Source organism: Chenggangzhangella methanolivorans (assembly GCF_019797865.1).
Taxonomy (GTDB): Bacteria; Pseudomonadota; Alphaproteobacteria; order Rhizobiales; family Methylopilaceae; genus Methylopila; species Methylopila methanolivorans.
Map to the genome: position 1 here is coordinate 3,795,607 of NZ_CP081869.1, position 23,214 is coordinate 3,818,820.

Below are 23,214 nucleotides of genomic sequence, written 5' to 3' on the forward strand. Positions count from 1 at the left end.
TGCGAAACGCAGCGTTTGGGAGGACGTCCATGAAGATCACCCGCCGCATGGCGACGACGGGGCTGTGCGCGCTCGCCGCCGCCCTCGCGCTGCCGGTCCCCGGTTTCGCCCAGGGTTTCGACCGCACCGTCCGCATCATCGTGCCCTACGCCCCCGGGGGCACGTCGGACACGCTCGCGCGCATCTTCGCGCCGCTCTTGCAGGAAAAGATCGGCCAGACGGTCGTCGTCGAGAACAAGCCGGGCGCGGCCGGCAACATCGGCGCGGACGCGGTCGCCAAGGCCGACAAGGACGGCCAGACCTATCTGCTGACCGACGTCGGCACCGTGGCCTCGGCCCCGGGCCTCTTCCCCGACCTCAGCTACAAGCCGCTCGAGGATCTCGCGCCCGTCACGATGGTGATGTTCTCGCCTTACGTGCTCGCGGTGAACCCTAAGCTCGAGGGCGTCACGGACGTGCCGAGCCTTCTCGCCTACGTCAAGGCGAACCCCGGCAAGCTTGCGGTCGCCAATTCCGGCATCGGCGGGGTGAACCACATCACCGCGGTGGCGATGGCGAAAGAACTCGGAATCCAGTGGAAGACCGTGCCCTACAAGGGCGGCGCGGCGGCGACTCAGGCCGTGGTCTCCGGCGAGAGCAAGCTCATCATCAACGGCGCGACCGCGACGCTGCCTTTCGTCACCAACGGCCAGCTCAAGGGTCTCGCGGTGACGGGCGAGCAGCGCAACGCCGCGGCGCCCGACCTGCCGACCTTCACCGAGGCCAAGCTGCCGCAGGCCGACGCCGGCTCGTGGCAAGGCCTGATGACGACCGCGGGCTCGCCGCCCGACCGCGTCCAGGCGATGAACGCCGCGATGAACGAGATCCTGAGGCGCCCTGAGGTCGTCGATCGCATCAAGCAGCAGGGCGGCCGGGTGGTCGGCGGGTCGGGCGAGGAGCTCGGCTCCTGGCTCAAGACCAACACCGAGCGCTGGGGCAAGGTGATCGCCGACGCCGGCATCAAGGGCCAGTAAGCCCGTGACCAGCCGCTTCGACCTGAAGGACGCGCTGTTCGGCGCGTTCCTGATCGCGGTCGCGTGCCTCGTGTTCTGGGCGACCCGCAACCTCGCCTTCGGCACGCCCGCCGACATGGGGCCGGGCTTCATGCCGCGCGCGCTCGCCGGAATGGCGATGGCCTTCGGGCTGTTCTTCGCCGTCCGCGGGCTGACGCGGGGCGGCGAGCCGATCGAGGCGCCGCAGGTCCGCCCGCTCGCCTGCCTCCTCGCCGCGATCGCGGCCTTCGCGCTGCTCGGCGCGAAGGGCGGCATCGTGGTCGCGGCGGCGGCGACCGTCGTCATCGCCGCGCTCGGGAGCCGCGAGACCAAGGCGCTCGAGATCATTCCCTTCGCGCTCGCGATCGCGGCGGCCTCCGCGCTGCTCTTCGTCAAGGCGCTGTCGCTGCCGCTTCCCGTCGGCTTCTGGTGAGGCCATGGACCTTTTCGCAAATCTCCTGATCGGCCTGTCGACCGCGACCGAGCCCGTCAATCTCGCCTACTGCCTGTTCGGCGTGCTGATCGGAACCGCGATCGGCGTGCTGCCGGGCATCGGCCCGGTGCCGACGGTGGCGCTGCTGTTGCCCTTCACCTTCGGGCTCGCGCCGCCCACCGCCTTCATCATGCTCGCCGGCATCTTCTATGGCGCGCAATATGGCGGCTCGACCACCGCGATCCTCGTCAACGTCCCGGGCGAAACCTCCTCGGTCGTCACCTGCATCGACGGTCACCAGATGGCGAAGCAGGGCAAGGCCGGCCTCGCGCTCGCGATCGCCGCCATCGGATCGTTTTTCGCCGGCACGGTCGCGACCATCGTGATCGCCGTGCTCGCGCTGCCGCTCGCCTCGCTCGCGCTGAAGTTCACGGCGGTCGAATATTTTTCGCTGCTGGTGCTCGGCCTTATCGCGGCCGTCGTGCTCGCCCACGGCTCGGTCGCCAAGGCGCTTGCGATGATCGTGCTCGGGCTGATCCTCGGAATCGTCGGCATCGACGTCTCGTCGGGCGCGCAGCGCATGACGTTCGGTTTCCCGCAGCTCGCCGACGGGCTCGACTTCGTTCCGATCGCCATGGGCCTGTTCGGCCTCGGGGAGATCGCGGCAAATCTCGAACGCCCGACCGACCGGCAGGTGGTGGCCAGGAAGGTCACGGGTCTGCTGCCGAGCTGGGCGGATCTCAAGACCGCGTTTCCCGCAATGGTGCGCGGCACCGCGATCGGCTCGTTCCTCGGCGTGCTGCCGGGCGGGGGCGCGGCTCTGCCGCCCTTCACGGCCTATGCGCTCGAGAAGAAATTCGCCAAGGATCCCTCGCAGTTCGGCAAGGGCGCGATCCAGGGCGTGGCGGGGCCCGAAAGCGCCAACAACGCCGGCGCGCAGACGAGCTTCATCCCGCTGCTGACGCTCGGCATTCCGTCGAACGCGCTGATGGCCCTGATGATCGGCGGCTTGATGATGCATGGCATCCAGCCCGGCCCCCAGATCATGACCGAGCAGCCGCAGCTCGTCTGGGGCCTGATCGCTTCGATGTGGGTCGGCAACCTGATGCTGCTCGTCATCAACCTGCCGCTCATCGGCATGTGGATCTCGATGCTGAAGATCCCCTACCGGCTGCTGTTTCCGGCCATCGTGCTGTTCTGCTGCGTGGGCGCGTACGGCATTTCCAACAGCATGTTCAACGTCTGGCTCATGCTGGGCTGCGCGGCGATCGGCTACTTTTTCATCAAGATCGGCGTGGAGCCCGCGCCGCTGCTGCTCGGCCTTGTGCTCGGTCCCCAGCTCGAGGAAAACTTCCGCCGCGCCATGCTGATCGCCGACGGCGACGTCAGCGTGTTCTTCACCTCGCCGATCTCGGCCGTGATCCTCGCGGTCGTGGCCGCCCTGCTGATCGCGATGTTCTCGCCCAAGATCGCGCGCAAGCGCGAGGAGGCGCTGGCCGAATAGCCGGCGCCTCTCGCCCGTCTTTCAAGGAACGCCCGCATGTCCGACGCCGCCCGCCGCGAACCCCTGCTCGTCCTCGGCGAGCTGATGGGCAATTCCGAGCGCGACCTCGGGCGGCGCTTCGAACTGCTGCGACGGGCGCCGACGGGCCTGACGCGCTGCTCGCCGAGCGCGGAGCGGAGATCCGCGGGATCGTCACCCGCGGCCGCCTGCCCATCAACGCCGCGCTGATGGATCGCCTGCCGAAGCTCGAGATCGTGTCGGGCTTCGGCGTCGGCTATGACAGCGTCGACGTCGCGGAAGCCGCCAGGCGCGGGATCGTCGTCACCAACACGCCAGACGTGCTGACCGACGAGGTCGCGGACTTCACCGTCGGCCTTACGCTCGCGACCATCCGCGAGATCCCGCAGTCCGACGTCTACCTGCGCTCGGGCGGCTGGAACGGCGGCCCGTTCCGCCTCACCGCGACGCTGCGCGACCGCACGATCGGGATCGCGGGCATGGGGCGGATCGGCCAGGCGGTGGCGAAGCGCCTCGAGCCCTTCGGGCGGCCGATCGCCTATCATTCGCGCCGCCCGGTCGAGGGGCTCGGCTATCGGCATTTTCCCGATCTCCTCGGTCTCGCGCAGGCCTGCGACGTGCTGATCGTCATCCTGCCGGGCGGGGCGGCGACCAACAAAGCGGTGAACGCCGAGGTCCTGAAGGCGCTCGGCCCCAACGGCGTGCTGATCAACGTCGCGCGCGGCTCGGTGGTGGACGAGGCGGCGCTGGTCGATGCGCTGACGTCCGGCGGGATCCTGGCCGCCGGCCTCGACGTGTTCGAGCGCGAGCCGGCCTACATGCCGGAGCTCGGCAGGCTCGCCAACGTCGTGCTGACGCCCCATGTCGGCTCCGGCACCCATTGGACGCGAGAGCGGATGGCGGATCTGACGGTCGCGAACCTCGAGACCTGGTTCGACGGCAAGGGCCCGGTGACGCCAGTGCCAGAAACGCCCTGGACCGCCCAGTCCGCCTGAACCTGAGGCCTCAGATGCCCGCCGCCAAGATCGTCGCCGTCCTGATCGCCCGGCCCGGCCGGGCGGAGGAGCTCGAGGCCCTGCTTCTGGGAATGGCGGAGCCAAGTCGCGCGGAGCCCGGCTCGCTGCGCTGGGACGTGTGGCGGGACAAAGCGGACCCGAACCGCTTCGTGCTGGACGAACTCTATGTCGACGCCGACGCGGTCGCGGCCCATCGCGAGACGCCGCATTTCCGGGACTATGTCTCGAAGGTCGGGGAGCTGGCGGAGCGAACCGCGTTCGTCCTCGATCCCGTGCGCGTGGGATAGGCTCCGGCATATCCGCCATGCCGCGGCGGGCGTTCCGCCGATCGGCGGCGTTTGCATTATGCGCTCGGCCCGATTTCGCGAAGCTTTGAATGCGGATGCGCGGAATTTCACCCTCGCGGCCACGTCCGGGGCTGGATCAGCCTCGGCTTCGTCCCATTGAACTGACCGATCTGATCGATCGGCGCCGATCGACGTCAAAAAATGAATGCAAAATCATTTGGCGATCTGGAGCGGCGTGATACCAAGCAGCGCGTGAGCGGCCTTCGACGCGCCGTGGCCTGCGACCGGAGGCCCGCCGCATGGGGGCCGGCCGGCCTCGAAACGCTCGGAGCTTCAAGGAGCGGCGACCGATGATCATCCCGACCCTCGACGACATGCTCGCCGCTCACGAGCGCATCAAGCCGCATGTCCATCGCACCCCGGTGCTGACGTCGAGCCACGTCGACGGCCTCGCCGGCGCGCAGCTGTTCTTCAAATGCGAGAACCTGCAGAAGGCCGGCGCCTTCAAGGCTCGCGGCGCGTCGAACGCCGTGTTCGGGCTGTCCGACGCCGAGGCCGCGCGCGGCGTCGCCACTCATTCCTCCGGCAATCACGGCACGTGCCTGTCCTATGCGGCGGGCCGGCGAGGAATCCCCTGCACCGTCGTGATGCCGCGCACTGCCCCGCAAGCGAAGAAGGACGCGGTCGCCGGCTACGGCGCGCGGGTGGTCGAATGCGAGCCGTCCGTGACGTCGCGCGAGGCGACGTTCGCCGAGGTGGTGGCCGAGACCGGCGCCGAGTTCGTGCACCCCTACAACGACCCGCGGGTGATCGCGGGGCAGGGCACCTGCGCGAAGGAGATGATCGAGAACGTCGAAAGTCTCGACGCGGTGATCGCGCCCATCGGCGGCGGCGGCATGGTGTCGGGCACGTGCCTGACGCTCTCCAACCTTGCGCCGAACATCAAGATCTACGCCGCCGAGCCCGAGCAGGCCGACGACGCGGCGCGAAGCTTCAAGGCCGGCCACATCATCGCCGACGACGCGCCCGAGACTGTCGCCGACGGCCTGCGCGTGCCGCTCAAGGACCTCACCTGGCGCTTCGTGAAGTCCCATGTGACCGACATCCTGACGGTCTCCGAGCAGGAGATCGTCGACGCCATGAAGCTGATCTGGAAGCGCATGAAGATCGTGGTCGAACCGTCATCCGCGGTTCCGCTCGCCGCGGTCCTGAAAAACCCGGACGTCTTCGCGCAGAAGCGCGTCGGCGTCATCCTGACGGGCGGCAACGTCGATCTCGACAAGCTGCCCTGGCTGTGAAGGAGACGACGACATGAAGATGGAAACGAAGTTCGAAGGCCTCGAGGTCGGCTTCGACGTTCCCGCCCTGCCGGGGATGGACGAGAGCGAGATCTCCACGCCCTGCCTCGTGCTCGACCTCGACGCGCTCGAGCGCAACGTCAAGAAGATGGGCGACTACGCCAAGGCCCATGGCATCCGCCACCGCGCCCACGGCAAGATGCACAAGTCCGTCGACGTGCTGAAGCTCCAGCAGGAGCTCGGCGGCGCGGTCGGCGTGTGCTGCCAGAAGGTGTCGGAGGCGGAGGTCTTCGCCCGCGGCGGCATCAAGGACATTCTGGTATCCAACCAGGTGCGCGATCCGGCCAAGATCGACCGTCTCGCCCGCCTGCCGAAATACGGCGCGCGCATCATCGTCTGCGTCGACGACGTGACGAACGTGAAAGATCTGTCGGCCGCCGCCGTGAAGCACGCGACGCAGCTCGATTGCTTCGTCGAGGTCGATTGCGGCGCAGGCCGCTGCGGCGTCGTCACTCCGCCGGAAGTGGTCGAGATCGCCAAGGCCATCGACGCCGCTGAAGGCCTGCGTTTCGCGGGTCTCCAGGCCTATCAGGGCGCGATGCAGCACATCGTGTCCTACGAGGAGCGCAAGGCCAAGACCGACGCCGTGGTCGCCCAGGTGACCGGCGTGGTCGAGGCGCTGAAGGCGGTCGGCCTCGAATGCGAGCTCGTGAGCGGCGCCGGCACCGGCAGCTACTATTTCGAGACCGGCTCGGGCGTCTTCAACGAACTGCAGTGCGGCAGCTACGCCTTCATGGACGCCGACTACGGCCGCGTGCACGACCAGAAGGGCGAGCGCATCGACAAGGGCGAGTGGGAGAACGCGCTGTTCATCCTCACGAGCGTCATGAGCCACGCCAAGTCCGGCAAGGCGATCTGCGACGCCGGCCTCAAGGCCCAGTCGGTCGACTCCGGCCTCCCCGTCATCTTCGGCCGCGAGGACGTGAAGTACATCAAGTGCTCCGACGAGCACGGCGTCATCGAGGATTCGGGCAACGTGCTCGCCATCAACGAGAAGCTGCGCCTCGTGCCGGGCCATTGCGACCCGACCTGCAACGTCCACGACTGGTATGTGGGCGTGCGCGACGGCAAGGTCGAGACGGTGTGGCCGGTCTCGGCCCGCGGCAAGGCCTACTGATCAGCGAAAGGCGTCACCCCTCATGATCATCGTTCCCGAGCGCGACGTCGCCGGACTGATCACCCCTGCCGAGTGCTTTGAAGCCGTCGAGAGCGTGTTCGCCTCGATGGCTTCGAAGGCGGCCTACAACTTCCCGGTCATCCGCGAGGCCATCGGCCATGCGGACGCGCTCTATGGCTTCAAGTCGGGCTTCGACCGCCAGTCGCTGGCGCTTGGCCTGAAGTCCGGCGGGTTCTGGCCGGGCAACATGGCCAAGGGCCTCACCAACCACCAGTCGACCGTCTTTCTGTTCGACGCCGACACCGGCCGCTGCAAGGCGGTGATCGGCGGCAACCTGCTGACGGCGCTGCGGACGGCCGCCGCCTCCTCGATCTCGATCAAGCATCTCGCCCGCAAGGACGCGAAGGTGATCGGCATGATCGGCGCTGGCCACCAGTCCACCTTCCAGCTCCGCTCCGCGCTCGCGCAGCGTGCGTTCGAGAAGGTCATCGGCTGGAACATCGAGCCGGAGGCGTTGACGAAGCTGAAGGACGTCGCGGCCGAGAAAGGGCTGCTGTTCGAGGCGGTGGATCTCGACCGGATGGGCGCCGAGGCCGACGTGATCATCACGATCACCTCCTCGTTCGACCCGATCCTGAAAGCAGCGCAGGTGCGCCCCGGCGTTCACCTCGCCTGCATGGGCACCGACACCAAGGGCAAGCAGGAGGTCGAGGCCGAGCTCGTGGCGAAGGCGACCGTCTTCACCGACGAGATCGCGCAGTCGATCACCATCGGCGAATGCCAGCACGCGATCGCCGCGGGGCTCATCAAGCAGGACGCGATCGTGGAGCTCGGCGCCGTGATCAACGGCGACCATCCGGGCCGGACCTCGGACGAGGAGATCACGCTGTTCGACGGCACCGGCGTCGGGCTGCAGGATCTTGCGGTCGCGTCGAAAGTCGCCGAGCGCGCGAGCGCCTCGGGGCAGGGGACCGACGTCGACTTCTGACGTTGGTTGGCCACGGCATGACCGAACCGCGTGCTTCGAGACGCCGTCCTCGCGGACGGCTCCTCAGCATGAGGGAGGTCTGCGCATTGGCTTAGCGCTTCATGGAGCGCTCAAACCAACCTCATGCTGAGGAGCCCGCGCCAGCGGGCGTCTCGAAGCACGCAGTTCGTTGATCCAGATTTCTGGAAATGAAGAGGGCGGCGTCCTTTGCGGGCGCCGCCCTTTTACATCTCAGCCAGCCACCGCGCGAAGCGGCGCGTTCTGGGTCTTGGCGCCCTCGAGCGAGGCCATCGCGGCCTGAACGCCGCCGCTGCGATGGGGCACGCCGGCGGCGCTGAGCCCCATCTCGACGCCCGACAGCGCGCCGATCAGCATCAGCTCGTTGCACTCGCCGAGATGGCCGATGCGGAACACCTTGCCCTGGAGCTTCGCAAGGCCGGTGCCGAGCGAGATGTCGTACTTTTCGAGCGCGATCTTGCGGAAGACGTCGGCGTCATGGCTCGGCGGCATCATCACCGCGGTCAGCACCGGCGAATATTCCTTGGGGTTCCGGCAGAGGATCTCCAGCCCCCAAGCCTCGACCGCGGCGCGGGTCGCGGCGGCGAGCCGCTGGTGGCGGGCGAAGACGTTCTCGAGCCCCTCCTCGAGCAGGATCGCGATCGCCTCGTTGAGACCCCACAGCAGGTTGGTGGCGGGCGTGTAGGGAACCAGCCGTCGGCGTTCGGCTTCATCATCTCGGCCCAATCCCAGTAGGAGCGGGGCATGGTGTTGGTCTTGGACGCCGCGAGCGCCTTGTCCGAGATCGCGGTGAAGCCGAGGCCCGGCGGCAGCATCAGGCCCTTCTGCGAGCAGCTGACGGTGACGTCCACGCCCCATTCGTCGTGCCGCAGATCCGCCGAGGCGAGGCCGGAGATCGAGTCGACCAGCAGGAGAGCAGGGTGGTTCGCCGCGTCGATCGCCTTGCGGATCTCCGCGATGCGGCTCGTCACGCCCGTCGACGTCTCGTTGTGCACGACCGCCACGGCCTTGATGGCGTGGGCCTTGTCCTCGGAGAGCTTGGCCTCGACCAGAGCCGGGTCGACGCCGCTGCGCCAGTCGCCGGGCACGAAGTCGACCTCGACGCCCCAGCGGTCCGCCATCTTCTTCCAAAGGCTCGCGAAATGTCCGGTCTCGACCATCAGCACGCGGTCGCCGGGCGAGCGTGTTGACGATCGTGGCCTCCCACGCGCCGGTGCCCGATCCCGGATAGATCACCACCGGGCTCTTCGTCTGGAACACCGCCTGGCAGCCCGCCAGAACCTCGCGGCCGAGCTTCTGGAAGTCCGGTCCGCGATGATCGATCACCCTGCCGGTTCATGGCGCGCAGCACGCGCTCAGGCACCGGCGACGGGCCGGGAATGTTCAGGAAATGATGTCCGCGCTGCGTCATGGGACGCTCTCCCTCTCCGCGTCGCCGCTTCCGAGCGACTTCGGTCTCCTGTTTTTGCATTCATTTTTGGAGCCTGCAAGTCACGTTCGAACGCAAGGTGTGTCCTGCTGGCGCTCGACAGATGCGCAAGCCTGGCCTATCCAGTGAGATATGAACGAGTTGCCGCATCCTGTTCCGGGCGCTCCCGCGACGCCGCCGACGGGCGAGGCCGAGCGGCCGCGCGCGCCGGCGAGCCTCCATGGCGAGCTGCTGGTCGCGCTGCGCGACTACATCGTCGAGGGCAATCTCGCGGACGGCGCCCGCGTGCCGGAACGCGACCTCTGCGAGCGTTTCGGCGTCTCCCGCACGCCGCTGCGCGAGGCGCTGAAGGTCCTGGCGTCGGAAGGTCTGATCGATCTCCTGCCCAATCGCGGCGCGCGCATCCGCCCCTTAAGGCCGCATGACATCCACGAGCTTTTCGACGTGATGGGGGGTCTGGAGGCGCTCGCCGGGCGGCTCGCCTGCGAGAAGGTCGAGGAGGCCGAGATCGCTGAGGTCGAGCGGCTTCACTACGAAATGTACGGCTATTACCTGCGCCGCGACCTGCATGGCTACTTCCGCTGCAACCAGGCGATCCATCTCGCGATCGTCGCGGCGGCCCGCAACGCGACGCTCGACGAGACCTACCGCACGCTGTCCGCGCGGCTGCGGCGCACGCGCTACGCCGCCAATCTCGACCAACACCGCGACCGCTGGGGGCAGGCGATGCGCGAGCATGAGGCGATGCTCGACGCGCTGCGCCGGCGCGACGGCCGCGAGCTCAGCGACATCCTGTTCCTTCACCTGCGCAACAAGCAACTCGCGGCGCTCGACGTCCATCAGGGCGCGAGCGACGGCGCCGGCGCGCTCCCGCAGGATGAGACTTCAGTCGCATAATATGCAGACGCGAACTCTTCCTTTTTCAGTTTGAATGCAAATTAGATCTCGCTTACAGTCCTCCTGAAGGCGCCGTCAGAGCGCCTCGCTTGAGGGAGTGAAAGCGATGAAGCAGCAGCTTGCGGCGGCTCTCGCCGCGTCGTGCGCGCTTGCGGCCCCGGCCTTCGCCTGGGAGCCCACCAAGGCGATCGAGATCGTGGTCCCGTTCTCCGCCGGCGGCGCCTCCGACCAGATGGCGCGCGTGATCCAGGGCGCGATCCAGAAGAACGGCCTGTCCAAGCAGCCCATCGTGGTCGTCAACAAGCCCGCGGCCGGCGGCGGCGAGGCCATGGTCGACATCCAGAAATCCAAGGGCGACGCGCACCGGCTGCTGACCACCTCGAGCGGCATCTTCATGACGCCGATGACCACGAAGCTCCCGGTCTCCTGGACCGATTTCACCCCCGTGGCCATGATGGCGCAGGACGCCTTCGGCCTCTGGGTCAAGGCCGACAGCCCCTACAAGGCGCCGGCCGATTTCATCGAAGCCGCCAAGAAGGCCTCGCCGCCGTTCAAGGTCGGCGGCACCTCGTCGAAGCGCGAGGACCAGCTCCTCGTCGTGGCGATGGAGCGCGAGAGCGGCGCGAAGTTCGCCTACATCCCGCACACCGGCGGCGGCGCGGCCTCGACCCAGCTCGCAGGCGGCCATCTCGAGGCCACCACCAACAATCCGGCCGAGGACGTCGCCAACTGGCGCGGCGGCCAGACGCGTCCGCTCTGCATCTTCTCCGAGAAGGCGCTGCCCTACACCGAGAAGGTCGCCGAGGACAAAAGCTGGTCCGAGATCCCGACCTGCCCGAGCCTCGGCCTCAACGTCACCTACCAGATGCTCCGCGGCATGTTCATGCCGGGCGGGGTGACGCCGGACCAGCAGGCCTATTACGTCGACCTGTTCAAGAAGGTCTCCGAGACGGCCGAGTGGAAGGAGTACATCGCCCGCAACGCGCTCGTTCCCGACTTCCGCGAGGGCGAGGCCTATGTCGCCTTTCTGAAGCAGGACGAGGAGCGCCACCGCGATCTCCTGACCAAGGCCGGCTTCATCGCGGGCAACTGAGCGCCGCTTCTTTGGGCCGCGGCGTCGGCGACGCGCGGCCCCGGGACGTGGTAAGTCGGCTGTTCCAGGCGCCGCCAGAGCGCCGGATCTGGGAGGAATGAAACGATGAAGCAGCTTTTCGCTGCGGCCTGCGCGGTCGCCTGCGTGACCGCCGCCCCGGCCTACGCCTGGGAGCCCACCAAGCCGATCGAGATCGTGGTGCCGTTCGGCCCCGGCGGCGCCTCGGACCAGATGGCCCGCACGCTCCAGGGCCTCATCCAGAAGCACAGCCTGTCGCCGCAGCCCGTCATCGTGGTCAACAAGCCGGCGGCGGCCGGCGGCGAGGCCATGATGGACATCCAGAAGTCCGCGCGCGACCCGCACAAGCTTCTGACCACCTCGAGCGGCATCTACATGACCCCGCTCTCGACCAAGATGCCGGTCAACTGGCGCGACTTCACGCCGGTCGCGATGCTGGCGCAGGACGAGTTTCTCATCTGGGCGCAAGGGTCTGCGCCCTACAAGACGCTCACCGAGTTCATCGAGGCCGCCAAAACCGCGTCTCCGCCCTTCAAGATCGGCGGCGCCGGATCGAAGCGCGAGGACGACCTCATCACCTTCGCGCTCGGCGCCGAGACCGGGGTCAAGTTCGCCTACATCCCCTACAAGTCGGGCGGCGAAACCTCGACGCAGCTCGCCGGCGGCCACATCCAGGCCTCGACCGGCAACCCGTCGGAGGAGATCGGCAGCTTCAAGGGCGGGACGGCCAAGCCCCTTTGCCTGCTGTCTGAAAAGCGGATGCGCTACACCACCAAGGTCGCCAACGACATGTCGTGGTCGGACGTGCCGACCTGCGGCGAGCAGGGCGTCAAGTTCACCTACAACATGCTGCGAGGCATCTTCATGCCCGGCCGCGTGACGCCCGAGCAGCAGGCCTTCTACGTCGACATGTTCAAGAAGGCGGTCGAGACGCCCGAGTGGAAGGACTACCTCGAGCGCAGCGGCCTGCTCCCCGACTTCCGCGACGGCAAGCCGTTCGAGGAGTTCCTCACGGCCGACGAGGCCAAGCACAAGGAGCTCATGGGCAAGGCCGGCTTCCTGCCGACGAACTGAGCGCGAGCGCTCGAGGGGAGCAGCCTGCGGCGACCCAACTGCGTGCTTCGAGACGGCCGCCATAGCGGCCTCCTCAGCATGAGGCGCGTGGAGGATGGCAGGCTGCAACCCTCCTCATGCTGAGGAGCCTCGGCCATCGGCCGAGGCGTCTCGAAGCACGCAATCCCGCTGCTCCCAAGCAGCCGGCTCGACACGGGCCGCCGACGGAGAAGTCCCATGTCCCTTTCAGCCGACATCGAACAGCCGGACGATCCCGGCGCGCGCGGGCCGTCGAAGCGGGCGGTGGAGATCGTGGTCTCGCTGATCCTGATCGGGCTTGCGGCCGCGGTGCTCTACGACTCTTACGGCCGCGGCGCGGGCTGGAACGGCGGGCCGGAAAGCGGCTTCTTTCCCGCGCGCGTCGGCTGGATCTTCCTCGCCGGCTCGCTCTTCCTGCTGGTCCAGGCGTTCCGCGAGCCGCCGGCGATCTTCGCCACCTGGTCCCAGCTCCTGATGGTGGCCAAGGTCTTCGGGCCGCTCGCTTTGTTCGTCGTGCTGGTCGAGCCGCTCGGCATCTATGTGGCGGCGGCGATCTTCACCGCCGTCTTCATGCCGATCGTCGGCGGCGCGCGCTGGCACACGATCCTGCTGACCTCGGTGCTGGTGCCGCTCGTCTGCTTCTTCGTGTTCGAGATCGAGTTCCTCGTGCCGCTCCCCAAGGGGCCGCTCGAAGCCATGTTCGGCTACTGAAGGAGAGCCCCGGATGGACGATTTCTCCGCGCTGCTCGGCGGCTTCCAGGTCGCGCTCTCCTGGCACAATGTCGGCTTCATGATCGTCGGCGTGCTGCTCGGCATCGTGGTGGGGGTTCTGCCGGGCCTCGGCGGCCCCAACGGCGTCGCGATCCTGCTGCCGCTCACCTTCGGCATGGACCCGACGTCGGCCATCATCCTCTTGTCGTCGATCTACTGGGGCGCGCTCTTCGGCGGCGCCATCACCTCGATCCTGTTCAACATTCCAGGCGAAGCCTGGTCGGTCGCCACCACCTTCGACGGCTATCCGATGGCCCAGGAAGGACGCGCCGGCGAGGCGCTCACCGCCGCCTTCACCGCCTCCTTCATCGGCGCGATCTCGGGCGTGCTGCTCATCACCTTCGTCGCGCCGCTCGTGGCGAAGTTCGCGCTCAGGTTCGGGCCGGCCGAGTTCTTCGCCGTGTTCCTGCTGACGTTCTGCTCCTTCATCGGCATGGGCAAGGACAACCGCATCAAGATCCTGGTCTCGCTCTGCATCGGCTTTCTGCTCGCCGGCGTCGGCATGGACACGATCTCGGGCGACCTGCGCATGACCTTCGACGTCGCCGAGCTGATGCGCGGCTTCGACTTCCTCGTGGTGGTGATCGGGCTGTTCGGCGTCTCGGAGATCTTCCTCACGGTCGAGGAGGGCCTGGCGTTCAAGGGCAAGAAGGCGGCGATCGACCTCAAGGTCGTGCTGCGCACCTGGGCCGGGCTGCCGCGCTACTGGGCGACGCTGATCCGCTCCTCGATCGTGGGCATGTGGATGGGCGTGACGCCGGGCGGGGCGATCGCGGCCTCGTTCATGGGCTATGGCCTGGCCAAGCGCTTCTCCAAGCGCGGCGACAATTTCGGCAAGGGCGAGATCGAGGGCGTGCTGGCGCCGGAGACCGCGGCGCACGCCGCCGGCACCGCCGCGCTGCTGCCGATGCTCGCGCTCGGCATCCCGGGCTCGGCGACGGCGGCCGTGCTGCTCGGCGGGCTGATGATCTGGGGCCTGCAGCCCGGGCCGATGCTGTTCGTCGAGCAGAAGGACTTCGTCTGGGGCCTGATCGCGTCGATGTATCTCGGCAATGTCGCCGGCCTTCTGATCGTGCTCGCGACCGTGCCGCTCTTCGCCGCGATCATGCGGATCCCGTTCGCGATCGTGGCTCCGATCATCCTGGTGGTGTGCGCGATCGGGGCCTACACGGTCGGCAACTCGATCTTCGACATCTGGCTAATGCTGCTGTTCGGGGTCGTGGGCTACGTGTTCAAGAAGCTCGGCTTCCCGCTCGCGCCGATGGTGCTGGCGCTGGTGCTCGGCGACCGCGCCGAAGACGCCTTCCGCCAGGCGCTGCTGGGTTCGGGCGGAAGCCTCAACGTGTTCTGGGCCAACGGCCTCGTCACCACGCTCGTCGTCCTCTCCGCCATCCTCCTCTTCTGGGGACCACTCTCAGACCTCATCGGATGGGCCAAGGGACGCGGCAAGTCGTCGGGCGGCGCGAGCCCGAGCGCAGCTCGCTAAGCCAAGGGCGTCATCCTGACGGCGCCGCAGCGCCGATCCGGGATCGTCCTCCGCATCGGCTTGAGCCTCATGCTGAAAGCGATCCCGGCTCTCCGCTCCGCTGCGGCCGGGATGACGCCACTGGATTGAGCACATGCACGGCACGTTCAAATCGCTGACCCGCAACACCGCCCTCGAACGCGCGCTCGGCAACGCGCTCGAAGGCGAGACGCGGTTCGACGCCTTCACCCGCGGCCGCTATTCGACCGACGCCTCGATCTACCAGATCATGCCGGCGGGCGTGGTCTTCCCGAAGTCCGAAGCCGACGTCCAGGCGGCGCTGACGATCGCGGCCGAACACGGCGTCCCCGTCATCGCGCGCGGCGCCGGCACCTCGCAGAACGGCCAGCCGATCGGCGCGGGGCTGGTGCTCGATTTCTCGCGCCACTTCAACGGGCTCATGGCCTTCGACGCCGAAGCGCGGACCGCGACGGTGCGGCCCGGCATGGTGCTCGAACATCTCAACGCGCGCGCCAAGAAGGACGGGCTGTTCTTCCCCGTCGAGCCCTCGACCCAGAGCCGCTGCACGCTCGGCGGCATGACGGGCAACAACTCGTCGGGAGCCCGGTCGCTGCGCTACGGCAAGACTGTCGAGAACGTCATCGGCATGCGCGCGCTGTTCCACGACGGCGAGGCGTTCTCGCTCGACGACGGGCCGGTGGGCGACAACGCCTCGACCCGCGCCCGCGATCTCATGTCCCGCCTGCTCGGCCTCGCGGACGCCCACCGCGCCGACATCGAGGCGATCTATCCCAAGGTCCAGCGCCGCGTCGGCGGCTAAACCTCGACGAACTTCTGCCCGCGCGGCCGAACCTCAGCCATCTGCTGGTCGGCTCGGAAGGCACGCTCGCGGTCACGACCGAGATCACGCTTCAGCTGTCGCCGCTGCCCAAGCATCGCGTGATGGGGGTCGCCCACTTCCCCGACTTCCGCTCGGCGATGGAGACCCACCCAGCACCTGGTCGCGCTGGCGCCGGTCGCCGTCGAGCTCGTGGACAACAACGTGCTGGTGCTCGGCGCCGACATCCCGCTGTTCAAGCGCACGCTCGGCGACATCACGAAGGGCAAGCCCAACTGCCTGCTGCTGGTCGAGTTCGCGGGCGACGACCTGAACCTGCTGCGGCTCGACCTCAAGCTCACCCAGTGCATGGCCGACCACGGGTTTCCGGACGCCGTCGTCGAGGTGCTGGAGCCCGCCCGGCAGGCCAATGTCTGGGGCGTGCGCGAGGCCTGCCTCAACATCATGATGTCGATGAAGGGCGACGGAAAGCCGATCTCCTTCATCGAGGACTGCGCGGTCCCGCTCGAGCATCTGGCCGACTACACCGACGCCGTCACCGCCGTGTTCGAGAAGCACGGCACGCGCGGCACCTGGTACGCGCACGCATCCGTGGGCTGCCTGCATGTGCGCCCGATCCTCAACATGAAGACGGAAGACGGCGCGCGGAAGATGCGCGCCATCGGCGAGGAGGCCTGCGAGCTCGTCCGCAAGTACAAGGGCAGCTTCTCGGGCGAGCACGGCGACGGCATCTCGCGCTCGGAATTCGTCGAACCGATGTTCGGCTCAAAGCTCACCCGCGCCTTCGAGCAGGTGAAGGACGGGTTCGACCCGAAGAACCACCTCAACCCGAACAAGATCGTCCGCGGCCCGAAGTTCGACGACCGCGAACTGATGCGCTTCGCGCCGGGCTACGAGACGCCCGCGCCCGCGACGCCCGCGCTCGACTGGTCCGAGCAGGGCGGCTTCGGGCAGGCCGTCGAGATGTGCAACAACAACGGAACCTGCCGGAAGATGACCGGCGGGACCATGTGCCCGTCGTACCGCGTCACGAAAGATGAGCAGCACCTCACCCGCGGGCGGGCCAACACGCTCAGGCTTGCGATTTCGGGCCAGCTCGGCGAGGACGCCTTCACCTCGGACGAGATGAAGGAGACGCTCGACCTCTGCGTCTCCTGCAAGGGCTGCCGGCGCGACTGCCCGACGGGCGTCGACATGGCGCGGATGAAGATCGAGTTCCTTTCGGCCTACCACGCCAAGAACGGCCTGCCGCTCAAAGAGAAGCTGATCGCGCATCTGCCGGCCTATGCGCCCTGGGCGGCGAAACTGTCGTGGCTCATGAACCTGCGCGACCGGCTGCCGGGCGCGGCGAAGCTCACCGAAAGCTCCTCGGCTTCTCGGCCCGCCGCACGCTGCCGCAGTGGCGGCGCCCCTGGGCGCAGAAGGGCGCGCCGTCCGATCCGTCTCGCGTCGAGGGCGACGGCCGCGACGTCGTGCTCTTCGGCGACACCTTCAACCGCTACTACGAGCGCGAGAATCTCGAGGCCGCCGAGCGGGTGCTGGCGGCCGGCGGCTATCGCGTCCACCGCGTCGAACCGGCGGACCGAGGCCGGCCGCTCTGCTGCGGACGCACCTATCTTTCGGCCGGCATGGTGGAGGAGGCGCGGAAGGAAGCGCGGCGCACGCTCGACGCGCTCTCGCCATACGTCGCCAAGGGCGCGCGCGTCGTGGGGCTCGAACCCTCCTGCCTCTTCACGCTCCGCGACGAGTTCTTCGCGCTGCTTCCGAAGGCCGACGTCCAGCCGATCGCCGACGCCGCGCTGCTGATCGAGGAACTGATCGCGGCCGACAAACCCGAACTCCCGCTCAAAGACCAGGGCGGCCGCGTCGCCCATCTTCACGGCCACTGCCACCAGAAGGCCTTCGACGCCATGGGCGCGGTTCAGGCGGCGCTCAAGTCGGTGCCGGGCCTCGACGTCCGACCGATCGAGTCGAGCTGTTGCGGCATGTCGGGCGCCTTCGGCTATGGCGCGAAGACCATCGACGTCTCGATCGCCATGGGCGAGCTCTCGCTGCTGCCGGCGGTGCGCAATGCCGGCCCGGACGACGTCGTGGTCGCCGACGGGACCAGCTGCCGCCACCAGATCCATGACGGCGCCTCGCGCGAGGCGCTGCACGTCGTTCGAATTCTCGACTTGGCGCTGGAGGGCTGACGACCGCCGCCGACGCGATGCGACGCCCGGATCAACCGGGCGCGACATGGGAGGACTGGCATGCAACCAAGAAACGGACGATGACGCTTGCGTTCTCGGTCGCCGCGCTCGCGGCGGCGACCGTCGCGGGCGGACCCGCGCTCGCGAAAGACTACTTCCTCGCCTCCGGGCGGTGGGACAACGTGGTCCTGGTCATCGACCTCGAGAAAGCGATCGACCCCAAGAACGACGCCACCCCCAACGCCGTGATCAACCGGCTGCGCGTGACGCCCGACATCGAGGTCGAGGCAAGACCATTCCGGCGAGCGGCCAGCCGATCATCGTCACCATCGCGCCCGACGAGAAGCGCGCCTACGTCTCGCTCCACTCCGGCGCCACGACGCCTGAAAAGGCCGAGGCCTTCCAGCACGGCTGGCCCGGCATGGTGACGGTGGTCAATCTCAAGAAGGCGCTCGACCCTTCGGTCAACGGCACGCTCGGGGCCGTGGAGGGCTTCATCGACTCGAAAGGCTTCGGGGCGACCGGATTCGCGCTGCTGCCGGACGGCAAGCATGGCGCGCTCGCCCATGCCGAGATGAAGCACCACGAGGACGGCGGCCGCCACATCAACGTCGTGGACCTGAAGCGCATGGAGGTGACGTCGCGGATCAAGCAGCGCTTCGGCGAGCCGGGCTTCGAGTGCCCGCCGCCCGTGATCCCGAAGCGCGCGCCCGATCCGAACTTCGGCTGCTTCCCGGATTCGAACGGCGTCACCGTCAGCCCGCTCGGCGGCGGAACGATCTTCACGGCGAACGGCGGGACAGACGACGTCTCGGTCATCAGCGTCGAGAAGGCGCTCAAGGGGCTGGCCAAGCCGGAGGTCGCCCGCATCCCGATGCAGGCCGGCGGCTTCGGAATCTCGACGAGCCCTGACGGGACGCTCGTCGCCCACGCCTCGCGCGAGAACGCCCAGACAGGCAAGGAGGGCAACACCGTCTCGCTGATCGACGTGAAGAAGGCGCTGAAGAACCCCGCCAAGGCGGAAGTGGCGCGCATCCGCGTCGGGACCGACGACAAGAAGGTCGGCACCCCGGCCGTTCGTCGCGGCCTTCACGCCGGACGGACAGCGGCTCGTCACCACGCAGTTCCGCACCGACAACGTCGACATCGTCGACGTGAAGAAGGCGCTGAAGGGCAAGAACGCCACGCTGAAGCGGATCACGCTCAAGACGCCGGACGGCGGACCGTCGAACCCGCGCGGGATCGCGATCACGGCCGACGGACGCTATGCGGCGATCACCGGCGTGCCGCGCGGAGCGTCGAACTCCAGCGTCGTCTGGATCATCGACCTCGAGACCTACAAGGTCCGCGGCCGGGTCACGCAGATCGGCAACGAGAGCTACATGATCGGCGCCTTCCGGGGCGATTGACGAGACCGAACGGCGAATCCGACGCGCGGCCCAGGGGCCGCGCGTCGCCTGCCTCATCGCCTCGTCGCGAAGCTTTGATGGCCGCTGCGTGCGGGGCCGGGGCCCTAGACCCTCCAATTTTGCATTCATAATTATCACAAATCACTGCTTGGCGCGTGCATAGTGATCGGCGGATCGAGGAATTCGATCGTCGATCCCGATGCGCCGGCGACCGCATGACCGGCGCTCCACAAGCATTTGGGAGACGGACCATGAGCGGCCGATACAAGATCCTGATCCTCGGGGCGTCCTACGGATCGCTGCTCGGACAAAACTGCTCCTCGCCGGAAACGACGTCACGCTCGTGTGCCTGCCCGCCGAGGCCGAGCTCATCAACGCCGAGGGCGTACGCATCCGCATGCCGCTGAAGCGCGAACGGGTCGAGGTCGACACGCGCAAGGCGCCCGGAAAGCTCTCCGCCGCGGGTCCCGACGCGGTCGATCCGGCGAAGTTCGATCTCGTGTGCCTTGCGATGCAAGAGCCGCAATATCGCTCGCCCGGCGTCCGCGAGCTGCTCGCGCGCATCGGCCGCGCCAAGGTTCCGGCGATGTCGATCATGAACATGCCGCTGCCCTATCTCGCGCGGCTGCCGGGCGTCGACGTCCGCTCGATCGGCGCCGCTTCTGCCGATCCGTCCGTCTGGGCGCCGGTCAGCCCCGAGCTTCTCACCCTGTGCAGCCCGGACCCGCAGGCGTTCCGGCCGCAAGGGCAGCCCTCAAACGTGCTGCAGGTCTCGCTGCCCACGAACTTCAAGGCGACGCGCTTCGAGCAGGACGCCCACACCAAGATCCTGCGCGACCTCGAGGCGGGCGTCGACGCGGTGCGCTGGCCGGCGGGCTCGGACGTCGAGCTGCCGGTGAAGCTCAGGGTGCATGAGAGCGTGTTCGTGCCGCTCGCCAAATGGGCGATGCTGCTCACCGGCAACTATCGCTGCGTGACGCCGCAGGGTCCGCGCGCGATCCGCGACGCGGTCCATTCGGACATCGAGGCCTCGCGCGCCGTCTACGCCTGGGTCCGAGACGTCTGCGTCGCGCTTGGCGCGCAGGAAAGCGATCTGGTGCCCTTCGAGAAATACGCAAACGCGGCGAAGGGGCTGTCGAGCCCGTCCTCGGCCGCGCGGGCGCTGTTCGCCGGCGCGCAGAACATCGAGCGGGTCGACAAGCTCGTGCAGACGCTTGCGGCGCAGAGGGGGATGCGGAACGAGACGCTCGACGAAACCGTCGCGCTGATCGACGCGCGGCTCGAACAAAACCGCCGCGCCGCGGCTTGAATATGAATTCAAAATGACACGGGTCCCGGGCCGGACGCCGCGACGGCGCCCGGCCCGGGCGAGGGTCAGGAGCCCTTGGCCTTCTCGGCCATGCGCTTGGCGTAGTCGGTCGGGGCGATGCCCCACTTCTTCTCGAGCTCGACGATCTTGCCGGTCTTGAACCAGTCGTTGGTCGTGTCGGTCAGGAACTTCGCGAAGGCGGTCTCGCCGTGCTTCACGCCCATGATCCAGGGCGTCTCGAGAATGCCGGGCAGCGGCATGCCGTAGCCCTCGCTCCACTCGGCGTCGAGCAGCTTCCCCTGCACGAAGGTCTGGTCGTAGAGATAGCCGACGCACTCGCCCTGCTTCAGCGCGAAGAGCGGCTTCTCGGAGCCGTCGAAGGCCTTCACGGTCGCGCCGTACTTCGCCTCGACCTCCTTGTTGTAGAAGGCGCCCGAGGTGCCGCAGAGCGTCTTGCCCTTCAGCTCCTCCCAGTTCTTGAAGCTGGCCTTCTTGTTCATGAGCACGTTGACCGAGTCCGAATAGTATTGCGGGTCGATCGCGAGCACCGACTGACGGCGCTCGGGCTTGTCCGACATGGTCGCGACCACGAGGTCGATCTTGCCCTGGTTCACGAACTCGATGCGGTTCGACGAGACCACCGGCACGATCTCGAGCTTCACGCCCAGCCGCTGGGCGATGTCGGCCGCCAGATCTGGCTCGATGCCCACCACCGCGCCGGACGTGTCGCGGAAGCCGAACGGCTTGTAGTCGGCCTTGATGCCCACGATCAGCGTCCCGCGCGCCTTGATCGTCTCCATCACGTCGGCGGAAGCCGGGAGCGCCGCTCCGGCGAGCAGGAGGGCGGAAAGGGCTGCGATTTTGAGCATGTCGAGGTCCTGTTGTGTCCGGCGAAGGGCGCCGCGGCCCTGGCACGCAAGCGATATGCCACTTTGGTCGTATCCTGCTTCACGTTTGATCCAGCCCAGGGCGGCCTGCGTCGATCCCTCAGCTGGTCCATTTTGAGGGAGCTACGCGTTCCTGAGGGGCCCCGTCTGCGGACATGCGGGTCGCATTCCGCGTCAATCGTGGTTTTATCGCGCAGCGGCGCGCCAAGACGCCGCACGGAGGAGGAAGCGTCATGTCTGGCCATCACGCGCCGGATGCGCCGTCGCGCGCCGAGCTGCTGAACCGCCTGACAGGCGTCGTCGGAAGCGCCGACGTCCTGACCTCGGACGCCGAGACCCGCCGCTACGTCAAAGGCTTCCGCTATGGCGGCGGCCCGGTGGCCGCGGTGGTGCGGCCGGGCTCGCTCGTCGAGATGTGGGCGGGCTCTCAACGTGATCGTCGAGGCCGGGCGCGCGGCGATTTTCCAGGCGGCCAACACCGGGCTCACGGGCGGCTCGACGCCCTGGGGCGACGACTATGACCGCGAGATCGTGCTGGTCAGCGTCATGCGGCTCAAGGGCGTCCACCTGATCGAGGAGGGCCGCCAGGTCTGCTGCCTGCCCGGCGCGACGCTCGACTCGCTCGAAAAGCTGCTGCGGCCGCTCGGGCGCGAGCCGCATTCGGTGATCGGGTCGTCCTGCATCGGCGCCTCGGTGCTCGGCGGCGTCTGCAACAATTCCGGCGGCTCGCTGATCCAGCGCGGGCCCGCCTACACCGAGATGACGCTGTTCGCCGAAGTCCGCGAGGACGGTTCGGTGGCGCTCGTGAACCATCTCGGCTTCGATCTCGGCGAGGATCCGGAGGAGCTTCTTTCTCGCGTCGAGCGGGGCGATCTGCCGGCCCCGCAGCCCAGCAACGCCTGGGCGTCGGACCGCGAATACGCGAGCCATGTCCGCGACGTCGACGCCGACACGCCCGCGCGCTTCAACGCCCATCCGCGTCGCCTGCGCGAGGCCTCGGGCTGCGCCGGAAAGCTCGCGGTGTTCGCGGTGCGGCTCGACACCTTCGCGGCCGAGACCGAGACCGCGGTGTTTTATGTCGGAACCAACGATCCCGCCGAACTGACCGAGATCCGGCGCCATGTCCTGGCGAGCTTCGAGACCCTGCCGATCGCCGCCGAGTACCTTCATCGCGAGGCCTACGACGTCGCGGCGAAATACGGCAAGGACACCTTCCTGTTCATCCAGAAGGCCGGCACGGACCGGATGCCGGCCTTCTTCAGCGCGAAAGCGCGTCGACGCGCTGACCGAGCGCCTGAAGCTCGGCGCCACGGTGTCGGACAGGCTGGCGCAGGCCGCCGCGGGCTGACGCCGCAGCATCTTCCGGCGCGCATGAACGGGTTCCGCGACGCCTACGAGCATCACCTCATGCTGAAGATGGGCGGCGCCGGCGTGGCGGAGGCGCAGGCGTATTTGTCCGTGATCTTCCCCTCGAAGACCGGGCGATGTTCCGTTGCACGCCGGAGGAGGGCAAGGCCGCGTTCCTCCACCGTTTCGCGGTGGCGGGCGCCGCCAACCGCTACCGCGCGATCCATGCGCGCGAGGTCGAGGACATCGTCGCGCTCGACATCGCGCTGCGTCGCAACGACCGCGACTGGGTCGAGCGCCTTCCGGCCGAGATCGAGGCCAAGATCGAGAAGAAGCTCTATTACGGCCACTTCTTCTGCCGTCTTCCATCAGGATTACGTGGTCAAGAAGGGCCATGACTGCATCGCGGTCGAGCACGAGATGTGGAAGCTTCTCGACCAGCGCGGCGCGGAATATCCGGCCGAGCACAATGTCGGCCATCTTTATCACGCCAAGCCCGCGCTCGCCGATTTCTACAAAAAGCTCGATCCGACCAACAGCCTCAATCCGGGGATCGGCCAGACGTCCAAATGTCGGCATTGGGGCTGCGCGGATGCGGACGTCGGCGGCCACGGCCCTAGATGCGTGCCCGCTGCTGCGGAAGTCTGACGGATGTTCAGCGATGCTTAGGCTAGCG

At 67.9% G+C, this 23,214-nt stretch carries 18 protein-coding genes and 3 pseudogenes; 19 read left to right on the top strand and 2 right to left on the bottom strand.

What is annotated here, in order from left to right; genetic code table 11:
* The first annotated feature begins 29 nt into the window (after positions 1 to 29).
* The 8 genes from K6K41_RS19890 (at position 30) to bhcD (ending at position 7,752) form a co-directional block, all read left to right on the top strand.
* The gene (locus tag K6K41_RS19890; RefSeq protein WP_261401938.1) at positions 30 to 1,013 is read left to right on the top strand and encodes a Bug family tripartite tricarboxylate transporter substrate binding protein; all 984 of its coding nucleotides are present in this window, start codon (positions 30 to 32) and stop codon (positions 1,011 to 1,013) included.
* A 4-nt stretch (positions 1,014 to 1,017) separates the two neighbouring features.
* Positions 1,018 to 1,464 carry a tripartite tricarboxylate transporter TctB family protein gene (locus K6K41_RS19895; RefSeq protein WP_261401939.1) on the top strand — a complete coding sequence of 149 codons (447 nt, stop codon included), beginning with the start codon at positions 1,018 to 1,020 and terminating at the stop codon, positions 1,462 to 1,464.
* Positions 1,465 to 1,468: 4 nt separating this feature from the next.
* Positions 1,469 to 2,968 (top strand): tripartite tricarboxylate transporter permease, encoded by a 1,500-nt coding sequence (locus K6K41_RS19900; protein ID WP_261401940.1) that lies wholly within the window; start codon positions 1,469 to 1,471, stop codon positions 2,966 to 2,968.
* Complete coding sequence (locus tag K6K41_RS19905) at positions 2,965 to 3,981, top strand: 2-hydroxyacid dehydrogenase (protein WP_428978608.1); 1,017 nt, start codon at positions 2,965 to 2,967, stop codon at positions 3,979 to 3,981. The genes K6K41_RS19900 and K6K41_RS19905 overlap by 4 nt, the downstream gene beginning before the upstream one ends.
* A gap of 14 nt (positions 3,982 to 3,995) precedes the next feature.
* On the top strand, positions 3,996 to 4,289 hold the full coding sequence (locus tag K6K41_RS19910) for a putative quinol monooxygenase (RefSeq protein ID WP_261401941.1): 294 nt from the start codon (positions 3,996 to 3,998) through the stop codon (positions 4,287 to 4,289).
* 350 nt (positions 4,290 to 4,639) lie between these two features.
* Positions 4,640 to 5,587, top strand: a complete 948-nt coding sequence (bhcB, locus tag K6K41_RS19915; protein ID WP_261401942.1) for a beta-hydroxyaspartate dehydratase BhcB — start codon at positions 4,640 to 4,642, stop codon at positions 5,585 to 5,587.
* Positions 5,588 to 5,600: 13 nt separating this feature from the next.
* Positions 5,601 to 6,764, top strand: coding sequence for a 3-hydroxy-D-aspartate aldolase BhcC (bhcC, locus tag K6K41_RS19920; RefSeq protein WP_261401943.1), 1,164 nt, complete (start codon positions 5,601 to 5,603; stop codon positions 6,762 to 6,764).
* Between the two features lie 22 nt (positions 6,765 to 6,786).
* The gene (gene bhcD, locus K6K41_RS19925) at positions 6,787 to 7,752 is read left to right on the top strand and encodes an iminosuccinate reductase BhcD (RefSeq protein WP_261401944.1); all 966 of its coding nucleotides are present in this window, start codon (positions 6,787 to 6,789) and stop codon (positions 7,750 to 7,752) included.
* A 231-nt stretch (positions 7,753 to 7,983) separates the two neighbouring features.
* Here bhcD and K6K41_RS19930 read toward each other — a convergent pair.
* Positions 7,984 to 9,181: pseudogene (locus K6K41_RS19930) on the bottom strand (pyridoxal-phosphate-dependent aminotransferase family protein).
* Between the two features lie 150 nt (positions 9,182 to 9,331).
* On the opposite strand from K6K41_RS19930, the gene K6K41_RS19935 reads away from it, so the two are divergent.
* The 9 genes and pseudogenes from K6K41_RS19935 to K6K41_RS19975 all read left to right on the top strand — a co-directional run bounded on the left by K6K41_RS19935 (position 9,332) and on the right by K6K41_RS19975 (position 20,304).
* A complete protein-coding gene (locus K6K41_RS19935; protein WP_261401945.1) occupies positions 9,332 to 10,096 on the top strand; it encodes a GntR family transcriptional regulator in 765 nt (254 codons plus the stop codon).
* Positions 10,097 to 10,202: 106 nt separating this feature from the next.
* Positions 10,203 to 11,189 carry a tripartite tricarboxylate transporter substrate binding protein gene (locus K6K41_RS19940; protein ID WP_261401946.1) on the top strand — a complete coding sequence of 329 codons (987 nt, stop codon included), beginning with the start codon at positions 10,203 to 10,205 and terminating at the stop codon, positions 11,187 to 11,189.
* 105 nt (positions 11,190 to 11,294) lie between these two features.
* The gene (locus tag K6K41_RS19945; protein ID WP_261401947.1) at positions 11,295 to 12,281 is read left to right on the top strand and encodes a tripartite tricarboxylate transporter substrate binding protein; all 987 of its coding nucleotides are present in this window, start codon (positions 11,295 to 11,297) and stop codon (positions 12,279 to 12,281) included.
* Between the two features lie 216 nt (positions 12,282 to 12,497).
* Entirely contained in the window at positions 12,498 to 13,010 is a 513-nt protein-coding gene (locus K6K41_RS19950; protein ID WP_261401948.1) for a tripartite tricarboxylate transporter TctB family protein, read from the top strand.
* Positions 13,011 to 13,023: 13 nt separating this feature from the next.
* A complete protein-coding gene (locus tag K6K41_RS19955) occupies positions 13,024 to 14,556 on the top strand; it encodes a tripartite tricarboxylate transporter permease (protein WP_261401949.1) in 1,533 nt (510 codons plus the stop codon).
* Positions 14,557 to 14,689: 133 nt separating this feature from the next.
* Positions 14,690 to 17,586: pseudogene (locus tag K6K41_RS19960) on the top strand (FAD-binding and (Fe-S)-binding domain-containing protein).
* Positions 17,587 to 17,666: 80 nt separating this feature from the next.
* The gene (locus tag K6K41_RS19965) at positions 17,667 to 18,014 is read left to right on the top strand and encodes a hypothetical protein (RefSeq protein ID WP_261401950.1); all 348 of its coding nucleotides are present in this window, start codon (positions 17,667 to 17,669) and stop codon (positions 18,012 to 18,014) included.
* Positions 18,008 to 19,126: a hypothetical protein gene (locus K6K41_RS19970; RefSeq protein WP_261401951.1), complete on the top strand. Its 1,119-nt coding sequence runs from the start codon at positions 18,008 to 18,010 to the stop codon at positions 19,124 to 19,126. The genes K6K41_RS19965 and K6K41_RS19970 overlap by 7 nt, the downstream gene beginning before the upstream one ends.
* 120 nt (positions 19,127 to 19,246) lie before the next feature.
* Positions 19,247 to 20,304, top strand: a pseudogene (locus K6K41_RS19975) (hypothetical protein).
* A gap of 65 nt (positions 20,305 to 20,369) precedes the next feature.
* Here the strand turns inward: K6K41_RS19975 and K6K41_RS19980 are convergent.
* Entirely contained in the window at positions 20,370 to 21,173 is an 804-nt protein-coding gene (locus K6K41_RS19980; RefSeq protein ID WP_261401952.1) for a transporter substrate-binding domain-containing protein, read from the bottom strand.
* A gap of 251 nt (positions 21,174 to 21,424) precedes the next feature.
* On the opposite strand from K6K41_RS19980, the gene K6K41_RS19985 reads away from it, so the two are divergent.
* Together K6K41_RS19985 and dld are read left to right on the top strand one after the other, a co-directional pair.
* The gene (locus K6K41_RS19985) at positions 21,425 to 21,712 is read left to right on the top strand and encodes a hypothetical protein (RefSeq protein ID WP_261401953.1); all 288 of its coding nucleotides are present in this window, start codon (positions 21,425 to 21,427) and stop codon (positions 21,710 to 21,712) included.
* Positions 21,624 to 23,186: a D-lactate dehydrogenase gene (dld, locus tag K6K41_RS19990; RefSeq protein ID WP_261401954.1), complete on the top strand. Its 1,563-nt coding sequence runs from the start codon at positions 21,624 to 21,626 to the stop codon at positions 23,184 to 23,186. Before K6K41_RS19985 ends, dld begins: the two co-directional genes overlap by 89 nt.
* The last annotated feature ends 28 nt before the right edge of the window (positions 23,187 to 23,214 follow it).